Annotated in this window: 12 protein-coding genes and 1 riboswitch; of the genes, 5 read left to right on the top strand and 7 right to left on the bottom strand. The window is 71.8% G+C overall.

All coding sequences use genetic code 11. The features are described from left to right. Nucleotides 1-126 precede the first annotated feature (126 nt). The 3 genes from BCD49_RS00335 to BCD49_RS00325 are packed head-to-tail and all read left to right on the top strand — an operon-like array spanning nucleotide 127 to nucleotide 5,886. Nucleotides 127-2,325 carry an amino acid transporter gene (locus BCD49_RS00335; protein ID WP_198939415.1) on the top strand — a complete coding sequence of 733 codons (2,199 nt, stop codon included), beginning with the start codon at nucleotides 127-129 and terminating at the stop codon, nucleotides 2,323-2,325. Between the two features lie 4 nt (nucleotides 2,326-2,329). Next, nucleotides 2,330-5,140, top strand: a complete 2,811-nt coding sequence (locus tag BCD49_RS00330) for a sensor histidine kinase (RefSeq protein ID WP_083401159.1) — start codon at nucleotides 2,330-2,332, stop codon at nucleotides 5,138-5,140. Continuing rightward, nucleotides 5,137-5,886, top strand: coding sequence for a response regulator (locus BCD49_RS00325; protein WP_007508678.1), 750 nt, complete (start codon nucleotides 5,137-5,139; stop codon nucleotides 5,884-5,886). Before BCD49_RS00330 ends, BCD49_RS00325 begins: the two co-directional genes overlap by 4 nt. Nucleotides 5,887-5,997: 111 nt before the next feature. On the opposite strand, the gene BCD49_RS00320 is transcribed toward BCD49_RS00325, so the two are convergent. Further along, nucleotides 5,998-7,533 (bottom strand): substrate-binding domain-containing protein, encoded by a 1,536-nt coding sequence (locus BCD49_RS00320; protein WP_071040970.1) that lies wholly within the window; start codon nucleotides 7,531-7,533, stop codon nucleotides 5,998-6,000. Between the two features lie 587 nt (nucleotides 7,534-8,120). Then, a riboswitch (cyclic di-AMP (ydaO/yuaA leader) is annotated at nucleotides 8,121-8,302 on the top strand. Between the two features lie 6 nt (nucleotides 8,303-8,308). On the opposite strand from BCD49_RS00320, the gene BCD49_RS00315 reads away from it, so the two are divergent. Next, nucleotides 8,309-9,055, top strand: coding sequence for a peptidoglycan-binding protein (locus BCD49_RS00315; RefSeq protein WP_007508676.1), 747 nt, complete (start codon nucleotides 8,309-8,311; stop codon nucleotides 9,053-9,055). Between the two features lie 153 nt (nucleotides 9,056-9,208). Here BCD49_RS00315 and BCD49_RS43035 read toward each other — a convergent pair whose 3' ends face one another. From BCD49_RS43035 to BCD49_RS00285, 6 genes are all read right to left on the bottom strand, one after another. Continuing rightward, nucleotides 9,209-9,985 (bottom strand): hypothetical protein, encoded by a 777-nt coding sequence (locus BCD49_RS43035; protein WP_007508675.1) that lies wholly within the window; start codon nucleotides 9,983-9,985, stop codon nucleotides 9,209-9,211. Nucleotides 9,986-10,076: 91 nt separating this feature from the next. Continuing rightward, the gene (locus BCD49_RS00305; RefSeq protein WP_007508674.1) at nucleotides 10,077-10,928 is read right to left on the bottom strand and encodes a hypothetical protein; all 852 of its coding nucleotides are present in this window, start codon (nucleotides 10,926-10,928) and stop codon (nucleotides 10,077-10,079) included. Beyond that, on the bottom strand, nucleotides 10,925-12,001 hold the full coding sequence (locus BCD49_RS00300; RefSeq protein ID WP_083401158.1) for an ATP-binding cassette domain-containing protein: 1,077 nt from the start codon (nucleotides 11,999-12,001) through the stop codon (nucleotides 10,925-10,927). The genes BCD49_RS00305 and BCD49_RS00300 overlap by 4 nt, the downstream gene beginning before the upstream one ends. Before the next feature lie 100 nt (nucleotides 12,002-12,101). Then, nucleotides 12,102-12,893: a response regulator transcription factor gene (locus BCD49_RS00295; RefSeq protein ID WP_007508672.1), complete on the bottom strand. Its 792-nt coding sequence runs from the start codon at nucleotides 12,891-12,893 to the stop codon at nucleotides 12,102-12,104. Next, nucleotides 12,890-14,443, bottom strand: coding sequence for a sensor histidine kinase (locus BCD49_RS00290; RefSeq protein ID WP_158072921.1), 1,554 nt, complete (start codon nucleotides 14,441-14,443; stop codon nucleotides 12,890-12,892). The genes BCD49_RS00295 and BCD49_RS00290 overlap by 4 nt, the downstream gene beginning before the upstream one ends. A 163-nt stretch (nucleotides 14,444-14,606) precedes the next feature. Further along, nucleotides 14,607-17,180, bottom strand: a complete 2,574-nt coding sequence (locus BCD49_RS00285; RefSeq protein ID WP_007508669.1) for a DEAD/DEAH box helicase — start codon at nucleotides 17,178-17,180, stop codon at nucleotides 14,607-14,609. A gap of 385 nt (nucleotides 17,181-17,565) precedes the next feature. Between BCD49_RS00285 and BCD49_RS00275 the strand changes: the two genes are divergently transcribed. Beyond that, nucleotides 17,566-18,411 (top strand): YdcF family protein, encoded by an 846-nt coding sequence (locus tag BCD49_RS00275; protein WP_106410368.1) that lies wholly within the window; start codon nucleotides 17,566-17,568, stop codon nucleotides 18,409-18,411. Nucleotides 18,412-18,578 lie beyond the last annotated feature (167 nt).

The following is an 18,578-nucleotide window of genomic DNA, read 5'->3' as shown; positions in this document are numbered from 1 at the left end:
CAAGGATCTTCGGAGGCACCCGCCGACCTCACGATGTGGCACGGTCAGCACCATGGCGCCGGACGGACCGGCCCAATTCGCCCGGCGGCCGGGGTCGCCGGGCGACGACGTGCGACGGAGGTATCGGTGACGGCGCGGCCAAGGGTTCCTGGAAGCGCGCCGGACAAGATGGGCACCCCCGCTCAGGGTTCCGCGGCCGTAGCCGGGCCGTCGGACGCCTCCGAGGGAGCCGAAGCCGCGCCCCTCGACTCGCCGGCCCAGACCGGATCCGCCGCCGAGGCGCCGCCTGATGATGGGCGCGGCCCGTGGCGGCCGTCCGGGCAGGCGCGGGCGGGCGAGCCGCCGACCCGGGCGGCCCGCTACCGGCAGGACCTGCGGAACTGGCTGTTGCAGGGGCTTGCTGACCGGTCGAGGCAGCATGCCGRCCCGCACACCCAGCCGGCCGAGGAGCACCCGCGGCACCGCTGGTGGCGGGTCATGTGCCTGACCGGCGTCGACTACTTCTCCACGCTCGGCTACCAGCCGGGCATCGCGGTGCTCGCCGCCGGCGCGGTCAGCCCGATCGCGACGCTGGTGCTCGTGCTGCTCACCCTGTTCGGGGCGTTGCCGGTGTACCGGCGGGTGGCGCACGAGAGCCCGCACGGCGAGGGCTCGATCGCCATGCTGGAGCGCTTCCTGCCGTGGTGGGCCGGCAAGCTGCTGGTGCTGGCGCTGCTCGGCTTCGCCGCCACCGACTTCATCATCACGATGACCCTGTCGGCGGCGGACGCGACCGCGCACATCGTCGAGAACCCGTACACCCCGAGCTTCCTGCACGGGGAGTCGATGCTCATCACGTTGGTACTGCTCGCCCTGCTGGGAGCGGTGTTCCTGCGCGGCTTCACCGAGGCGGTGGGCATCGCGGTCATCCTCGTCGTGATCTACCTGTCGCTGAACGCCGTGGTCGTGGCCGTCTCACTCGCCCAGGTCGTGAGCGAGCCGCATGTCATCGACGACTGGCATCAGCTGCTCGTCAACGAGCATCCCAACCCGTTCCTGCTCGTCGGGGTCGCGTTGATCGTGTTCCCCAAGCTGGCGCTCGGCCTGTCCGGTTTCGAGACCGGTGTCGCCGTGATGCCGCTGATCAAGGGGGATCCCGAGGACACCGAGGCGCACCCGCGCGGCCGCATCCGCGACGCCCGCCGGCTGCTCACCACCGCCGCCGCGATCATGAGCGTGTTCCTGCTGAGCACCAGCCTGGTGACGGTCTGGCTGATCCCGGAGAAGGACTTCGACCCCGGTGGGCCGGCCAACGGCCGCGCGCTCGCCTACCTGGCCCACGACCTGCTGGGTGGCGCGTTCGGCACCGTCTACGACGTCAGCACCATCTCGATCCTCTGGTTCGCCGGCGCGTCCGCGATGGCCGGCCTGCTCAACATCGTCCCGCGCTACCTGCCCCGTTACGGCATGGCCCCGAGCTGGACGAGGGCCGTCCGCCCGCTCGTCCTGATCTTCATTGCGATCGGTTTCCTCGTCACCTGGGTGTTCGACGCGAGCGTCGACAAGCAGGGCGGGGCGTACGCGACCGGCGTGCTGGTGCTCATCACGTCGGCCTCGCTCGCCGTCACGCTGTCGTGCATGCGGCGCGACGGCGACGGCCACCGCTCGACCCGACGGATGGTCACCTTCGCGCTGATCACGGCGGTCTTCATCTACACGACGATCGCGAACGTCTTCGAACGGCCGGACGGCCTGATCATCGCGTCGATCTTCATCATCACGATCCTGATCGTCTCGTTCGTCTCCCGCGCGGTGCGCGCGTTCGAGCTGCGGGTGACCGACATCCGGATGGACGACACCGCCCGCCGCTTCGTCGCCGAGGCCGGCTGYGTCGGCCACAACGGCGAGCCGGGCGGCAATCTGCGACTGGTCGCGAACGAGCCCGACTCCGGGGACGAGGCCGAGTACCGCGACAAGGAGGCGCAGGTCCGCCGGGACGCCCATCTGCCCGCCGGCGACCCGCTGCTGTACGTCGAGGTCTCGATCACGGATGCCTCCGAGTTCGAGAGCACGCTGTCGGTCATGGGCGTCGACAGGCACGGCTACCGGGTGCTGCGGCTGACCAGCACGTCGGTCCCGAACGCGATCGCCGCGCTGCTGCTCCACCTGCGCGACCTGACGGGCGCCCGCCCGCACATCTACTTCGAGTGGACCGAGGGGAACCCGTTCACGAACTTCCTGCGTTTCCTGGTCTTCGGCGTTGGCGAGGTCGCCCCGATCACCCGCGAGGTGCTGCGCGAGGCCGAGCCGGACCGGTCGCGCCGCCCCGCCGTCCACGTGGGCTGACCCGATGACGACGGGCAGCGCCGACGGGCCGCGACGGGGAAGGCTACGGATCTACCTGGGCGCGGCGCCCGGGGTCGGCAAGACCTACGCGATGCTCTCGGAGGGGCACCGGCGGGGCGGGCGCGGCACGGACACCGTGATCGGCCTGGTGGAGACGCACGGACGCCGGCTCACCGCCGACATGTCCGAGGGCTTCGAGACCATCCCCCGGCGGGTCCTGCGCCACCGGGGCGGCGAGTTCACGGAGATGGACGTCGACGCGGTGCTCGCCCGCCGCCCGACGCTCGCACTCGTCGACGAGTACGCGCACACCAACGTGCCCGGTTCCCGCAACGCCAAGCGCTGGCAGGACGTCGAGGAGCTGCTCGCCGCCGGCATCGACGTCGTCACCACGCTGAACATCCAGCACCTGGAGTCGCTGAACGACGTCGTCAGCACGATCACCGGGGTGCCGCAGCGGGAGACGATCCCCGACGCCGTCGTCCGGGCCGCCGACCAGGTCGAGCTGGTCGACATGGCCCCCGAGGCGCTGCGCCGCCGGATGGCGCACGGCAACGTGTACGCCGCCGACAAGGTCGACGCCGCGCTGTCGAACTACTTCCGCGTCGGGAACCTCACCGCGCTGCGCGAGCTCGCCCTGCTCTGGGTCGCCGGCAAGGTGGAGGAACAGCTCGACCGGTACCGCGCCGACCACGGCATCACCGCCACCTGGGAGGCCAGGGAGCGGGTCGTCGTCGCGCTCACCGGCGGCCCCGAGGGCGACACCCTCATCCGGCGCGCGGCCCGGATCGCGGCGCGCTTCCCCAGCGGCAGCGATCTGCTCGCCGTCCACGTAAGCCGCCCGGACGGCCTGGTCAGCGGCGCGGACCCGGCGGCGCTCGCCCGGCAGCGCGACCTGGTGGAAAGCCTCGGCGGCAGCTACCACCAGGTCCTCGGCGAGGACGTCCCGGCCGCGCTGCTGGACTTCGCCCGGGCCGAGAACGCCACCCAGCTGGTCCTGGGCGCGAGCCGGCGCGGCCGGCTCGCGCAGCTGCTCGGCCGCGGCGTCGGCGTCACGACGACCGCCGGCTCGGGCTCGATCGACGTCCACCTCGTCACCCACGAGCGTTCGAGCGCCGTCGGCAGGCGCGCACGACCCGCCGGCGAGGAGCCGGGCGACGGCGGTGACCAACCTCCCGCGCTGGGCGGGCCTCCCTCGCCGGGCGCGCGAGGTGGGCGCGACGCGGCCGGCCACGGTCGCGGTCACCGTGGCGAGCGGTGGGTCGCGTACCGGCGCCAGCTGGCCGGGTTCGCGCTGGCGGCGGCCATGCTCGCGCTGTTCACGGCGGTGGCGACGGCGAGCCGCTCCGCCCTGAACCTGACCTCCAACGTGCTGCTCTACCTGCTGGTCGTGGTGGCGGTGGCGGTCGTCGGCGGTATCTGGCCGGCGCTGGCCACGGCGGTGGCCTCGTCGGTGCTGCTGAACTACTACTTCACCMCGCCGCTGTACCGCTGGACGATCGCCGAGCACAACAACACGTTCGCGCTGGTGGCGTTCGTCGCCGTCGCGGTCGCCGTCAGCCGGGTCGTCGACCTCGCCCGCCGCCGCTCCGGCCAGGCCGCGCGGGCGGGCGCCGAGGCGGAGACCCTGGCGACGCTCGCGGGCACCGTGCTGCGCAGCGAGCACCCGCTGCCCGCGATCCTCGAACGGGCCCGGGAGAGTTTCGGAATGACGTCGGTGGCACTCCTCGAGTCCTACTCGTCCGACACGGCAGACAAGACGGGCACGGCGAGGACCGGGCGGGAGCGCTGGCGGGTCGTCGCGGCGGTCGGGCCGCGGCCCTGTACGCGGCCGTCGGAGGGGGRGGTCGACGTGCCGGCCGKCCACCGGTTCACCCTGGCGCTGCGCGGGCGGCCATTGCCGGCCGCTGACCGGCGGCTGCTCGCCGCGTTCGCCGCGCAGGCGGCGACCGCCGCGGAACGCCTCCGGCTCGCCCAGGAGGCGGCGAGCGTCCGGCCGCTCGCGGAGGCCGACCGGGTCCGCTCCGCGCTGCTCACCGCCGTCKGGCACGACCTGCGGGCGCCGCTGGCCGCCGCGAAGGCGGCCGTCACCGGGCTACGCGCCCAGGACGTGGTCTGGTCGGCCGAGGAGCGCGCCGAGCTGGTCGCGACGGCGGACGAGTCGCTCGACCGGCTGACGACGCTGGTGGAGAACCTGCTGGACATGAGCCGGCTGCAGGCAGGGGTGCTGTCGGTGTTCCCGCGGGCGGTCCACGCCGAGGACGTCGTCGCGCTCGCCCTCGACGGCATCGGCCCGGACGCGACCGGGGTTCGCATCGGCGGCGAGACCGGCGAGGCGAACCGGGTTCTCGGCGAGATCGGCGACGTGCCCGAGGTGCCGGCGATCCGGGCCGACCCGGTGCTRCTCGAGCGCGTGGTCGCGAACGTCGTCGCGAACGCGATCCGGTTCTCGCCGGCCGGGGCCCCGCCGCTGATCACGACGAGCGCGCTCGGCACACGGGTGCAGATCCGCGTCGTCGACCGTGGCCCCGGCGTGCCGGAGGCCGACCGGGACGCCATCTTCCGGCCGTTCCAGCGCCTCGGCGACACCGACAACACCACCGGCACCGGCCTCGGTCTCGCGCTCTCCCGCGGCCTGGTCGAGGCGATGGATGGCACTCTCACTCCGGAGGACACCCCCGGCGGCGGCCTCACGATGGTCATCGACCTCCCCGCCGACGAGGACAGCGCGGCGGCGGCCGCGGACGGCGACCACGACGGCGACGGCGACGGCGACGGCGACGGAAAGCTGGACGACACCGGCGGTGTCCGGTGACGCGGGTGCTGATCGTCGACGACGAGCCACAGATCCTGCGCGCGATGCGGATCAACCTGCGAGCACGCGGCTACGAGGTGGTCGTCGCCGACACCGGCGCGGGCGCCCTGTCCGCCGCCGCGTCGACCATCCCGGACATCGTCATCCTCGACCTCGGCCTGCCGGACATGGATGGCGTCGAGGTCATCCACGGCCTGCGCGGCTGGACGCGGGTGCCGATCGTGGTGCTCTCCGGCCGGGCCGAGAGCCGCGACAAGGTCGGCGCCCTCGACGCCGGCGCCGACGACTACATCACCAAGCCGTTCGGCATCGACGAGCTGCTCGCCCGGCTGCGCGCGGTCGCCCGCCGCGGCGGCGAGCAGGAGGCAAGTCCCATCGTCCGCTTCGGCCACGTCACGGTCGACCTCGCCGCCCATCGCGTCACCCGCGCCTGGCCCGCCGCGGGCGGCGCGGGCGACGGGAGCGGCGGGAGCGGCGGGAGCGACCAGGCCGCCGGTGAGGAGGGGGGCGAGGAGATCCACCTGACGAAGACCGAGTGGGGCCTGCTCAGGGTGCTGCTCAGCCACCCCGGCAAGCTCGTCACCCAGCGCCAGCTGCTCACCGAGGTCTGGGGCGTGCGGTACGAGACCGAGACCCACTACCTGCGCACCTACCTCAACCGCCTGCGCCAGAAGCTCGAGGACGACCCGGCCCGCCCCCGCCACCTCCTGACCGAGCCGGGCATGGGCTACCGCTTCCAGCCCTGACGACCGGCGCCCGCCCGGGCGGCCAGGCAGGCGGCCGTGCGCTGGCGGCTCGTGGCTGGCGGTTGGGTGCTGGTGGTTGGGGTTGGGTGCTGGTGGTTGGGTGCTGGTGGCTCAGCGCCGGGTGGCGCAGAGGGTAGCCATCAGGTTCTTGTCGCGGTCGACGCATGGCGTGAAGCCCTCGCCGCGGAGCAGGTTCTTCGCCGTGTCCGTGCTGACGTACTCCAGGAAGGCCGACAGCAGGCTGTCACCGGGCGGGGTGCCGTATGTGTAGAGGTACTCGACCTCCCAGAACGGGTAGTCGCCGCGTTCGACCGTGCTGATGTCTGGGGTCCAGCCGTTCAACGCAATCTCGTTGATCTTCGGGTAGGTGGCGGCGGCGCCGCGTTCCGCGTAGCCGAGCGCGCCCGGGGTGCGGGAGATCTGGTCGAGCAGGCTTGCCTCGCTGCTGAACTCGCACCGGGTGGTGGCCGCGTTCGGGTCACGGTCCTTGGTGAAGCAGTCGTTCGAGGAGACCGGGGGCTCCTGGGTGCCCAGCACCCGGCGCTCGAACGCCCCGCGAGTGCCGGACTCGGAGCCGCGAGAGATCAGGCGTATCGGCGCGTCGTTGCCGCCGACGTCCTTCCAGTTGGTGACCCGACCGTCGTAGACGGACTGGACCTGGTCGACGGTGAGACCGTGGATCCCGGCCGAGTCGTTCACGAGCAGGGAGAAGACGACCACCGAGACGGGCCGCGCGACCAGTGAACCGAAATCGCCGGAGGCCGGGCCGTCGGACATCGCGAGCCTGGCGGCCGCCGTCTTCGGGTCGTTGGCGCCCGTGTTCGCCACGGCCCGCAGCCCGCTGATGCTGCCGTTCGCGACAACCGCGATGTCCGCGTCACCGCAGGTCTTGTGGTACTCGTCGKCGATGAGCTTGACCACCGGAGCAAACGCCGTCGAACCCTCGATCTGCAGCTGACCGCGTAGGCAGCGGACCGTGCTCTCGCTCGGGTCCGAACGGGAGTTGACGATCACCAGGCCGATCAGCAGGCCGGCGAGGAGCAACGAGAGCCCGCCCAGGACGAGCCCGCGATTGCGGCGGCGGTTGGTGTCGCGTTCGAACTTGCCGCCGCGGATGTAGCCGCGGGCGTGCACCTCGTTGCCGTCGCCGGACAGCAGCACGAGGAGCTTGAACCGGACGCCCTCGTTCAGGTCCATGGGCGGCAGCTCGACCCTGTCGCCTTCCATGAACGGCCCCGGGACGCGGCCCGGGTGGTCCGGCCAGCGGGCATTCATGATCACATCGCGCAGTTCCACCGGGCTGGGCTCGACCACCTCGACGCCCATGGCCGATCGCCTTGGGAAGGTGAACGTGAGCGGGCGGACGATGTCCACCGCGTCCACGTCGAGACGGCCTGCGTTCTTCACCCGCACGAGGGTCAGGCTCGCGCCGGGAACGGGCTCTCCGTCGGTGCGCCGCCGCAGCTCCAGGTCCGCGACGTCGGCGGCCGACCGCGGGCTCACGTCAATCTTGGTGTTCAGGTGGACCCGGTAGCTGACGATCCGGCGCTGACGGACATAGCGGTCGATCAACCAGACGGCGAGCGACACCACCAGCGCCGCGGCCGAGAAGAACGTGCCCAGGTTGTCCGCGGTGGTTTCGAACACCTGGACAACGCTCCAACCCGCGGATCGACTACCCTCCGCATCGGCTTCGGTGCGGAGGCGATTTTTCGGACCAAACATACTCAATCGGTACGTACCGGCGTCAGGATTCCCCTCGACAGTTCACGCCCTGTTCACGAGTTCGGATCTCCCGACCGGCCTCGACAGCCGACGGGCAGTCGTCACCCGATGTGACCTCGACCACGGCTTCCCAACGGCTGGAACACGTCGTGACGGGCGATTGCTCGATCGGAGGGAAGTTCGGCGGGATATTACGCGGCGCATCAGATCTGCGTCGCTCGCGATAAGCATCATTCGGTAAGGGTGGCTGTTGGAAACCGTTGAGCGACATTGATTCGCGCGACAACGGCTCCTTGTTCCCCGAATTTTGCAACAATTGATGTGACGCTGGTCACAGCTAGTTGTTGACAAGCGCGTTGCCACAGGGCTTTACACGCAGCGTGACAGCCTTGCCGGACATCTGCCCAGTTCGCCCGCTTGTGACTACACCCGGTAGCTAGTTACGGTTGCTCCGCTCGCAGCAAGCAGCGATCCGGACGCCGAGTTCTGCCCCCGGATCGGTGCCCCCTCCGAGAACATCGCCAGGGCAGAAATGGGGGAACCACGTTCCTCCGGGCTCGCGCCACCCAGCGCGAGCCCTTGGGGTTAAGTCGGCCATTCAAAGGCGCTTTTCAGCGCGCCCAAAAATAGCCGGCCGGGCTTCCCGGCCCGAACCCGACAGCTAACCTCACAGGCGTGCGGGAAAGATTTTCGCAGAATGCTCAAGGGTCGTCATCGCAAGCAGAGTGCTTTCCGCCGCCGCAGTTCGGCTGTTGTCGCCGCCGGCGTCGTAACCGCCACCGCCGGCGCCGCCGTCTTCGCCGGCGCCGCTCCGGCCAGTGCCGCGTCCAGCGTCTCGGACTCCCAGATCGCCGCCTACGCGCATTCCGCGGGCCTGGACAGCTGCCGCGTCAGCCTCGCGACCTGGGTCGCGATCGCGCTGGCCGAGTCCGGCGGCAACGCCTACGCGCACGCCACCGTCGGCGAGGACTCGCGCGGCCTGTGGCAGATCAACATGCGGGCGCATTCCGGCTGGGTCGGGAGCCGCAACCTCTACGACCCGGCGACCAACGCGTGGGCCGCCACCCAGGTTTGCAAGGGCTCCGGCCCAAGCGCCTGGACCACCTACACCACCGGCGCCTACCGGAACTACCTGTCGCGTGGCTATGCCGCCGCGAACGCGGTCGGCAGCGGGACGGTCTCCGCCGCCCCGGCCGCCCTGGCCAAGGCCGCGCCCGCGATCCCGGCGAACGCCTGGTACCTGTCGCAGGCGGCGAACCACAGCGTCTACCTGGACGCGGTCCGCCAGTTGCAGCAGAAGCTCGGGAGCCTTGGCCACGTGGTCGCGGTCGACGGCTACTTCGGCCCGCAGACCTCCAGCGTCGTGCGCGCCTACCAGGCCGCCCACGGCCTGCTGGTCGACGGCGTCGTCGGTCCGCAGACCCACAAGGCGCTGTTCGGCTAGTCAACGCCGACCAGCAAGACCCTCCCGCGTCTCTTCCCCCCACCGGACGCGGGAGCCCCGGAACCGCCCTGATCTCTCCCTCCTGTCGAGGTCAGGGCGGTTCCGCTTGTCGCGGCCTACGTCCGCTCCGGCCCCTGGTCGGTCAGGTCGCTCTCAGGCCGCTCTGCCGCCGCCGGCCCGCGTCATGACGACCGTCCCGTCCGGGTCACCCTCCGCGTACGACTCATAGCGCAGGCTCAACGAACCCGATCCCTGGAGCGTCAGGGTGATGTCCTCGTCGGTGCATTCGGTGTCGCCCGGCTGCACCGCCTCGTGCACGCGGATCGACGAGCCGTCACCGACCTCGATCAGGGTCACCGTCTCGGTGCAGGCGCCCGGGTACGTCGTCGCGCCGACGACGTCACCCACCTTGCCGTCCTTGAGCTCCAGGGACATCTCGGAGCCACCGTGCGTGCCGTACCAGGTTCCGAGGAAGGCGCTCGGCACCGTGGTCCCGGTTCCGCTCCCGCCCCCGTCATGGTTGACCAGTCTCAGCACGCCGAGGACGACGCCGGCGACGAGGACCAATCCACCGACGACCAGCACCGGCACCAGCCAGGGTCGCCGACGGGGCGATGGCTGGTGGCCGCCCGGCGGCGGGTACCAGGGGTTCTGGCCGGCTGGCGGGACCTGCCCTTCCGGCGGAGCCCACTGGTATCCGCCGGCCGGCGGATACTGCTGCTGGTACTGGCCCTGCTGGTACTCGCCCGGCGGCTGCTGGTACTGGCCCGGCGGCGGGTAGCCCTGGTACGGGCCTGTTGGCGGATGCTGCTGGTACTGACCGGTTGGTGGGTACTGCTGCTGATATTGGCCCATTGGCGGGTAGCCCTGGTTCCAGCCCGTCGGCTGGCTTTGGCCCGAGAACTCCCCGGAGGGCTCCCCTACACCCATGCGGCCCAGTGTGCCGGACCGCCATCGGAGGGTTCATCCGGATGGCCGAATTGTCCCCGGTATGGCCGGGCATTGGGACCGCGACCGCCCCCTAACGTGGGCCGCCGCCGATGGGCAGGGTGATGTGCCGGCTGGCGGCATGGGCCACCCACGTGGCGAGGGCGGTGGCGGTCAGCGCCGCGAGCAGGCCGAGCGTGAGCGACGGCTGGGGCAGGCGATCCAGACCAAGGCGGCCGGCGAACGGCAGGCCGGTGACCTCGGACCGGAGCAGGAGCTCGGCGACGACCGCCGGAATCAGAGCCGGAACGACCAGCGGCGCGAACCCATCCCGACCGAGGACTCCGCGTGCGACACCGATCAGCCATCCAGAGGCGAAGTAGCAGGCGAACAGCGCCGCATAGGCGACGCCCGCCCGGACGTATCCGCCGCCCGAGAGCCGCCGGCCGTCGGACAGCTCATGGCGCCAGCCGAGCGCGTCGAAGGCGAGCCTCTCCGCGCCATAGCCAAGCGCGACGAACAGGCCACCGGCCACCGCGACGACGACGAGGGTCACGGTGGCCGCCGTGGCGAGCCGGGCCCGGGTGACGCCGTTGCCGACCAGCATCGGCGCGAAGGCCGACGTCATCGACAGGCCGGCGGCGAACGGTATGAACCGCTGCCAGCCCGAAAACCCGTGCTGCCAGAGGCTGTGGTCGGACGAACCCACCGCGGCGACGACGCCCAGCACGATGCCGAAACCGGCGGCGACGACCAGCCACAGCAGGCCGATCCAGATCATGGTGCCGGCCGTGGTGATCGCGGCGACGTTCGCCAGCGGCGGCGGCCCTTCCCGGTTCGCGGTCCGGGCCGAGGTCACGACCGCGGCCGCCGCGGCCGCCGGGACGGCCGGGGGACGGCCGGCGGCATCCGTCTCGGCTGCTTCCGCCTTGGCTGCTTCCGTCATGAGGTGCGCTCCCGGTGGTCGCCGGACCGGAGCCGGTCATCGGTAAGGCAGGTGACGAGCCTGCGCAGCCCCACCGGGCTGACGCTGATCCCGGCGCGGTCCGCCGCGCTGAGCGCGTCGGGGGGCACCTGGCCGGCGAGCACGACCGAGCGGAGCCGGCCCAGCCGGCGGTCGGCCACCACGGCCACGGCCTCACCGGTCAGGGCGTCCCTCATCAGGGCATCGCCGATCAGGGCATCGCCGGCCGTTGCCTCGTCGGCCGTGGCCGTGGCCGTTGCCGTTGCCTCGTCGGCCGTGGCATCGCCGGTCAGGGTGTGGACGAGGGCGGCGACGGCATCGGCATCGCCGGTCAGCTCTCGGCCGAGGCCGCGCAGGTCGGCGGCCCGCACCGCGGCCAGCACCCGCCCGCGGCCGAGGAGAACGACGTCGTCGAGCAGGCCTCCGTCATCATCCACGCCGCGGATGCCCTCGGCGCCCTGCTCCCCCACCGTGGCACCGGCGAGGATGACCGTCCGCGGATGGGCGGCCTGGTCGGCGCGCAGCTCCTCCTGGAAGGTCGACTGGTGCGCGGGCTCCAGCTCCAGATGCGCCTCGTCGACCATCGTCAGTGGCGCCCTGGTGGCCAGCCCCATCGTCACCGCCAGCGCCGCCCGTCGGCCCCGGGCCAGTTGACCGACCTTCGCGCCGGCGGCCACCTCGAACCGGTCGAGCAGCGTGTCCGCGAAGGCCTGGTCCCAGCGGGGACGCAGCAGGGCGACGATCTCCAGCACCTCGCGGACAGTCGTCGACTCGTCGACCCCGATCCCGCCCCGGCCGTCGACCAGGCTGATCCCGTTCATCAGCCGCGCGTTCTCGTAGGGGTCGTCACCGTCGACGCGCACCGTCCCGGCGGACGGGCGCCGGTAGGCGGCCAGGCAGGCGAGCAGCGTCGACTTCCCGGCCCCTTCCCGGCCGAAGAGGCCGCAGACGCGGCCCGGCTCCACGGAGAACGAGGCATCATCCAGCGCCGGTGGCGCCGAACCGCCACCCCGACAGCGGACCGTGAGCCRCTGAACGTCCACTCGATAGCTCATGCCGCCAGGCTGTGCCAGCCACCCGGCCACCGCCTACGGCCATTGGGCTATGGCTCGACGACCTCAGTTGATTCCGCCTCCGTTGATCCCGTGGAAGCGGCTATCCGGCGTCGAGGTGGGCGTCATGGACGAGCAAAGCGATCTGTACGCGGTTGTCGAGACCGAGGCGTACAAACAGCTTCGAGACGTAGGACTTGACGGTCGCGACGCTCATATAGAGCTCGGCGGCGATCTGGGCGTTGGACAGCCCGCGCCCGACCGCGAGCGCCACTTCGCGTTCCCGCTCGCTGAGCTGGTCGAGCAGGGTGCGGGCGCGCCAGACCTCCGCCGACGCGCGCGGCGCGGCCGACGCGCCTGGCGTGAAGGCCGGCGGCGACGCGCCCGTGGAGTCGGTGGCCGCCGCGGGGGTGGCCGCCGAGGACGCGGCGGCGTGCGCCATGAGGCGGCGGAGCACCGCGGGCGACAGGATCGGGTCTCCGGCCGCGACCCGCCGGATGGCACGGATGATCTCGGCCGGCGGGGTGTCCTTGAGCAGGAATCCGCTCGCGCCGGCCCGCAGCGCCCGCAGCACATGCTCGTCCGTGTCGAACGTGGTCAGGACGAGGACCTCGGGCGGGTCCGCCCGGGCGCGCAACGCCTCCGTCGCGGCCAGGCCGTCGACCCTCGGCATCCGGATGTCCATGAGCACCACGTCCGGGCCGTGCGCCTCGACCGCGGCCAGCACCTCGTCGCCGTCGCCCGCCTCGCCGACGAGCGCGACTTCATCCCCACCGCCGAACACCATGGCCAGCGCCGCCCGTACCAGCGGGTCATCGTCGACGACCAGTACCCGCACGGGTGCGGCCGGCCCGCCGGTCGCGCCAGGCGGAGCAGTCTGCCGTGGATCGGTCATCCGCCGCTCCCGCCCGGTTCGCGCGCCGACCGGGTTCCGGTGATCGTTCCTGCGGTGGTTCCGCTGATGGTTCCGGCGTTCTCGACCGGCGTCCATGACAGCCAGGCACACACGCGAAACTCACCGTCCGCGGTCACCTCGTGCCGAAGCGCCCCGCCGGCCAGGGCCGCCCGCTCAGCCAGCCCGACCAGCCCCGCTCCGCCGGTTGGCTCGGACCGCCCGGCCGACTCGGGGGCCGCGGACGGGCCGGTCTGGTTGCGGACCTCGATGCGCAGTCCCTCGCCGACCGAACCGTCGACCATCAGCGTGACCGGCCGCCCCGGCGCGTGCTTGCGGGCGTTGGTCAGCGCCTCCTGGACGATCCGGTAAGCGCCGCGGGCGGCTACCGGCCATACCGTGTGCGGCTCGACCACGCGGTAGTAGGCCCGGACGGCGGTACCGGCGCGACGGGACTCGCCGACGAGGGCCGCCAGGTCCGCAAGGCCAGGCGTCTCCGGGACCGGCGCGTACCCGTCGACCGGCCCGGCACCCTCGCCGCCGACCCTCTCGCCCGTCTCGACCCGCCCGACCCGCTCGACATGGACGACCCGCTCGACCCGCTCGGCATGGACGACCTGGTCGGGCCCAGGCCCAGGCTCAGGCATGGGCTCAGGCACCGACTCAGACACGGGTTCGGACACGGGCTCGGACTCGGGCACGGGCTCGGGTCCGGGCTCGGGTCCGGGCTCGGGTCCGGGCTCGGGCATGGCATCGTCCTGCCGGAGAAGGCCGATCACCTGGCGCAGCTCGACGAGAGCCTGCCGGGCGCTGGTACGGACCGCGCCGGCGGCGTGGGCGAGCTGTTCGGGTGGCGCGTTCGRCCTGAACTCGAGCGCGCCCGCGTGCATGGTCAGCAACGACAACCGGTGGCCGAGGACGTCGTGCATCTCCCGCGCGATGCGGAGCCGTTCCAGCCGGCGGGCGTCGGCCACCTGCCGATGGCGCTCGGCGTCGGCCAGCGCCGCCCGCTCCCGCCAGGAGATCACGAGCTGCCGGCGGGCATGGATGAACATCCCCCAGCCCGTCACCCCGGCCGTGAGTCCCAGGGTGAGCACCACCGAGCCCGCGTACGACAGCTCCGGATCCGGCCAGACCAGCGGGTAGAGGAAACCGGGCAACCAGAAGACACCGGCCACCGCGGCGGCCACGGGCGGGCGCCGGTGCACGGCGACGCTGAACATCAGGATCAGCAGGCTGAAGGAGGCCGACGCGGAGAACACCCCCAGGGGGGTCAGCGCGAGGGTGAGCGTCACCGGCCAGCGTCGCCGCCACCACAGCGCCGCGCAGGTCACCAGCCCCGCCGCCAGGTCGGCGGCGCGCAGAGCCGGCGACACGTCGGGCGCCTGCTCGACGAGCGGCACCCACACCGCGAGCCCGCCCCAGACCGCGGCCACGAAAAGGACCACGTCCACGGCCCAGTCCCGTGCCGACCGGGGTGCCGGCCGGCCGGCGTCGCCGTCGGCCGGGATCTCCTGGGTGAGCAGGGCCGGCAACAGCCAGTGGTACTCCATCCGGCGCACTCCGACGCGCCCGCCGGTGCCGACCGCGCCCATGTGCGGCAGCGTACGGGGTCGACACGTCGTCCGAAACCGCCCGAAGGGCGCTACCAAAGTCGATGCCCGGCCGGCTCGGGCGGCCGCCGACGGGGCTGTGGGGCGTCGGCGGACCGGGCTTTCAGAGCTGGTCGACGGCGGTCACGGTGAGGGCGGCGGCGCCGAGCTCGTCGGAGGCAGCGAGGTCGACCTCGGCGCTGATGCCCCAGTCGTGGTCGCCGGCCGGGTCGTCGAAGATCTGGCGCAGCAGCCACTTCCCGCGCTCGGTGGCCGTGTCGACGATGAGCATCTTCGGGCCGCGGGCGTCGGCGCCGGTGCCGATCTCGCGGTGCTCCTCGAAGTACGGCGCCAGGGCGTCCTCCCAGGCCTCGGCGTTCCAGCCGGATTCGGCGTCCAGCTCGCCGAGGTCGTAGTAGCGGCGCAACGCCGCCAGCTCCACCCGGCGGAACAGCGCGTTGCGGACGAGGACGCGGAAGGCGCGGACGTTCTTCGTGACGGCCGGAGGCTTGTCGGTGAGCCGCTCGCCGTGCTCGATCGCGGCGGCGGCGGCGAGGTCGCCCTTCGTCGGGTTACGGAGGCGTTCCCATTCGTCCAGCAGGCTGGAGTCGACCTGGCGGACCAGCTCGCCGAGCCATTCGATGAGGTCGGTGAGCTCCTCGGTGCGTGCCGCGTCCGGAACCGTCTGGCGCACCGCCTTGTAGGCGTCGGCGAGATAGCGCAGCAGCAGGCCCTCGGAGCGGGCCAGCCCGTAGAACTGGATGTACTCGGCGAACGTCATCGCCCGCTCGTACATGTCGCGCACGACCGTCTTCGGCGAGAGCTCGTAGTCGTCGACCCACGGATGGCCGCGCCGGTAGATCTCCAGCGCGGCGGTGAGCAGCTCGTCGAGCGGCTTCGGGTAGGTGACCTCCTGCAGGGCCTCCATCCGGTCGTCGTACTCCATGCCTTCGGCCTTCATCGCCGCGACAGCCTCGCCGCGCGCCTTGAACTGCTGCGCGGACAGCACCTGGCGCGGGTTGTCGAGCGTCGACTCGATGACGGACAGCGCGTCGAGCGGATAGTCGGGCGCCTCCTTGTCGAGCAGGTCGAGGGCGCCGAGCGCGAACGGCGAGAGCGGCTGGTTGAGCGCGAAGTCGAACTGCAGGTCGACAGTGAGCCGGATCGTGCGGCCCTCCGCGTCCGGCTCGTCGAGCTTCTCGACGACACCGGCGGCGAGCAGCGCCCGGTAGATCGCGATCGCGCGATGGATGTGCCGGCGCCGCGCGGCGGTGTCCTCATGGTTGTCGGTGAGCAGATGGCGCATCGCGGTGAACGCGTCGCCGGGCCGGGAGATGACGTTCAGCAGCAGCGAGTGGGTGACCCGGAAATGCGACGTCAGCGGCTCCGGCTCGGCGGAGACGAGTCGCTCGTAGGTGGGCTGGCCCCAGCCGACCTGGCCCTCCGGCGGCTTCCTGCGAACGACCTTGCGGCGCTTCTTCGGGTCGTCGCCGGCCTTCGCCAGCGCCTTCTCGTTCTCGATGACGTGCTCGGGCGCCTGCACGACGACGTAGCCGGCGGTGTCGTAGCCGGCCCGGCCGGCGCGCCCGGCGATCTGGTGGAACTCGCGGGCGGTCAGGATCCGGTTCCTCGTCCCGTCGTACTTCGACAGCGACGTGAACATGACCGAGCGGATCGGGACGTTGATGCCGACGCCGAGGGTGTCCGTCCCGCAGATGACCTTCAGCAGGCCGGCCTGAGCGAGGATCTCCACCAGCCGCCGGTACTTCGGCAGCATCCCGGCGTGGTGCACGCCGATCCCGTGGCGAACCAGCCGGGACAGCGTCTTGCCGAACCCGGAGGTGAACCGGAAACCGCCGATCGCCGCCGCGATCTGCTCCTTCTCGGCCTTCGTCGCGACGTTGATGCTGGTCAGCGCCTGGGCTCGCTCCAGCGCCGCCGCCTGCGTGAAGTGGACGATGTAGACGGGAGCCTGGTGGGTGGAGAGGAGCTCCTCGATCGTCTCCTGCAGCGGCGTCACGACGTACTTGAAGTACAACGGGACCGGCCGGTCCACGGAACGGACGACGGCCGTCGGGCGACCGGTGCGCCGGGTCAGGTCCTCCTCGAACCGCTTGACGTCGCCCAGCGTCGCCGACATGAGGATGAACTGGGCCCCCGACAGCTCGATCAACGGAACCTGCCAGGCCCAGCCGCGGTCCGGGTCGGCATAGAAGTGGAACTCATCCATCACGACCTGGCCGACGTCCGCGGCCGAGCCCTCGCGCAATGCCAGGTTCGCCAGGATCTCGGCCGTGCAGCAGATGATCGGAGCCTTCTCGTTGACGCCCGCGTCACCGGTGATCATGCCGACGTTCTCGGCGCCGAAGATCTCGATCAGCGCGAAGAACTTCTCCGAGACCAGCGCCTTGATGGGCGCGGTGTAGAAGGAGCGCCGCCCGGTCGCGAGCGCCGCGAAGTGCGCCCCGGCCGCCACCATGCTCTTCCCCGAACCGGTCGGGGTGGAGAGGATGACATGCGCGCCGGAGACGATCTCGATCAGCGCCTCCTGCTGGTGCGGGTAGAGGCTCAGCCCCTGCTCCCCGGCCCACTCCTCGAAGGTCGCGTAGATCGCGTCCTCGCCGAGCGGGTCCTCGCGGGCAGCGGCCAGCCCGCCCGGTGGCAGGGCGTCCATAAGATCGGTCGTCGCAAGCGTCATGGTGCTTCCGATCGTGCCTGACATTCCGGCCCGCTGGTATTCCGGCCCGCTGGCCGGCTACCCCGACGATCCTCCGCCACCCGGGCCCCGGCCAGCCGGCGAGCCTCCGGAACCAGCCGGCGGGGCCTCCGTAGCCAGCCGGCGATCCTGAGCGCGGACCCCAACCGGGCGAGAATCGAGTCGTGCGAGCCCGTTCGAGCCCTCCTCGTCCGTCGTCACCGCCATCGACATCGCCATCGCCATCGCCTCGATCGTCGCCGGCGCCGGCGCCGGCGCTGTCGCTGTCGCTGTCGACGCGGCTGACGTCGCCGCCGCTGCGGCGACCGGCGTCGCGACCGACGTCACGGCTGGCGTCGCGAAGGCGGCCGTCGTCATGTGGGTGACGATGCTCGTGGTAGCGGTAGTGGGAGTCATCGCGCTCGCCGGCCTGGTGGTCGGTACCGCCGAGATCCCGCACTGGGCCGCCTCCCGCCGGCATCTCGATCCGCTCGCCCGGCGCCCACCGAGGACCGGCGTGACCAGGCCCGACCTGGGGACCGATTCAGCGTCCGCCGGCGAGGGAGACGGGGGAACCGCGACTGGGGTCGTCGGGGAGACCGTGCTCGTTCTCGGCTATCCATCGGCCCGTGACGGCCGGACACACCCGCTGCAGCGCTGGCGCACCGAGATCGCGGTCCGGTCAATGAGCCACGACGGAAGCCAGGCTGGCGACCAGGCGAGAGGCCAGGCACACGACGTCGGCGGCCGAGCCGGCATGGACGGCACGTCGCTGGTCTCGGACGGCGCTCTGCCGGTCTCGGACGGCACACTGCTGGTCTTCAGCGGGGCCGCCACGCGGGGAGCGGTGATCGCCGAGGCCGAGGCGATGGCGCGCTATGCGCGGGAGGTACTCGGAGTGCCCCCGGAACAGATCGTCCTGGAGACTCAAGCGCACACCACCAAGCAAAATCTCGCGTTCGCGATGACCTACCTGGAATCGGCGGCGACCATCAAGATTGCCTCCGATCCGCTGCATGCGGCCCGAGCGCGTCGCTACCTCCGCCAGCTCCGTCCCGATCTGGCATGCCGCCTCGTTGCCGCGGACGACTACCGTCCGTTGGAAAAGCTCCCTCTGAAACTCGGCACCGTCGCCTACGAAGTAACCCGCCCCGCCCTCCGCCACGTCATGCCACCGCTACGCACCTGGCATCAGGAGCGGATCCGACGCCGGGCCAACCGCGCAGCGGGGTAACGGAAAGCCACGGCGACCCGAGAAGGCGGAGCCAACCCGAGAAGGCGGAGCCAACCCGAGAAGGCGGAGCCAACCCGAGAAGGCGGAGCCAACCCGAGAAGGCGGAGCCGGCCTCACCGGGCAGTGACTCTCGCGCCGACGCAGGGACCGTAGGCTGCCGCCCCAGC

It is taken from the genome of Pseudofrankia sp. EUN1h (assembly GCF_001854645.1).
Classification (GTDB): domain Bacteria; phylum Actinomycetota; class Actinomycetes; order Frankiales; family Frankiaceae; genus Pseudofrankia; species Pseudofrankia saprophytica.
Note: the sequence above shows the minus strand (reverse complement) of the source record. Positions and strands in the feature narration are given on the sequence as shown.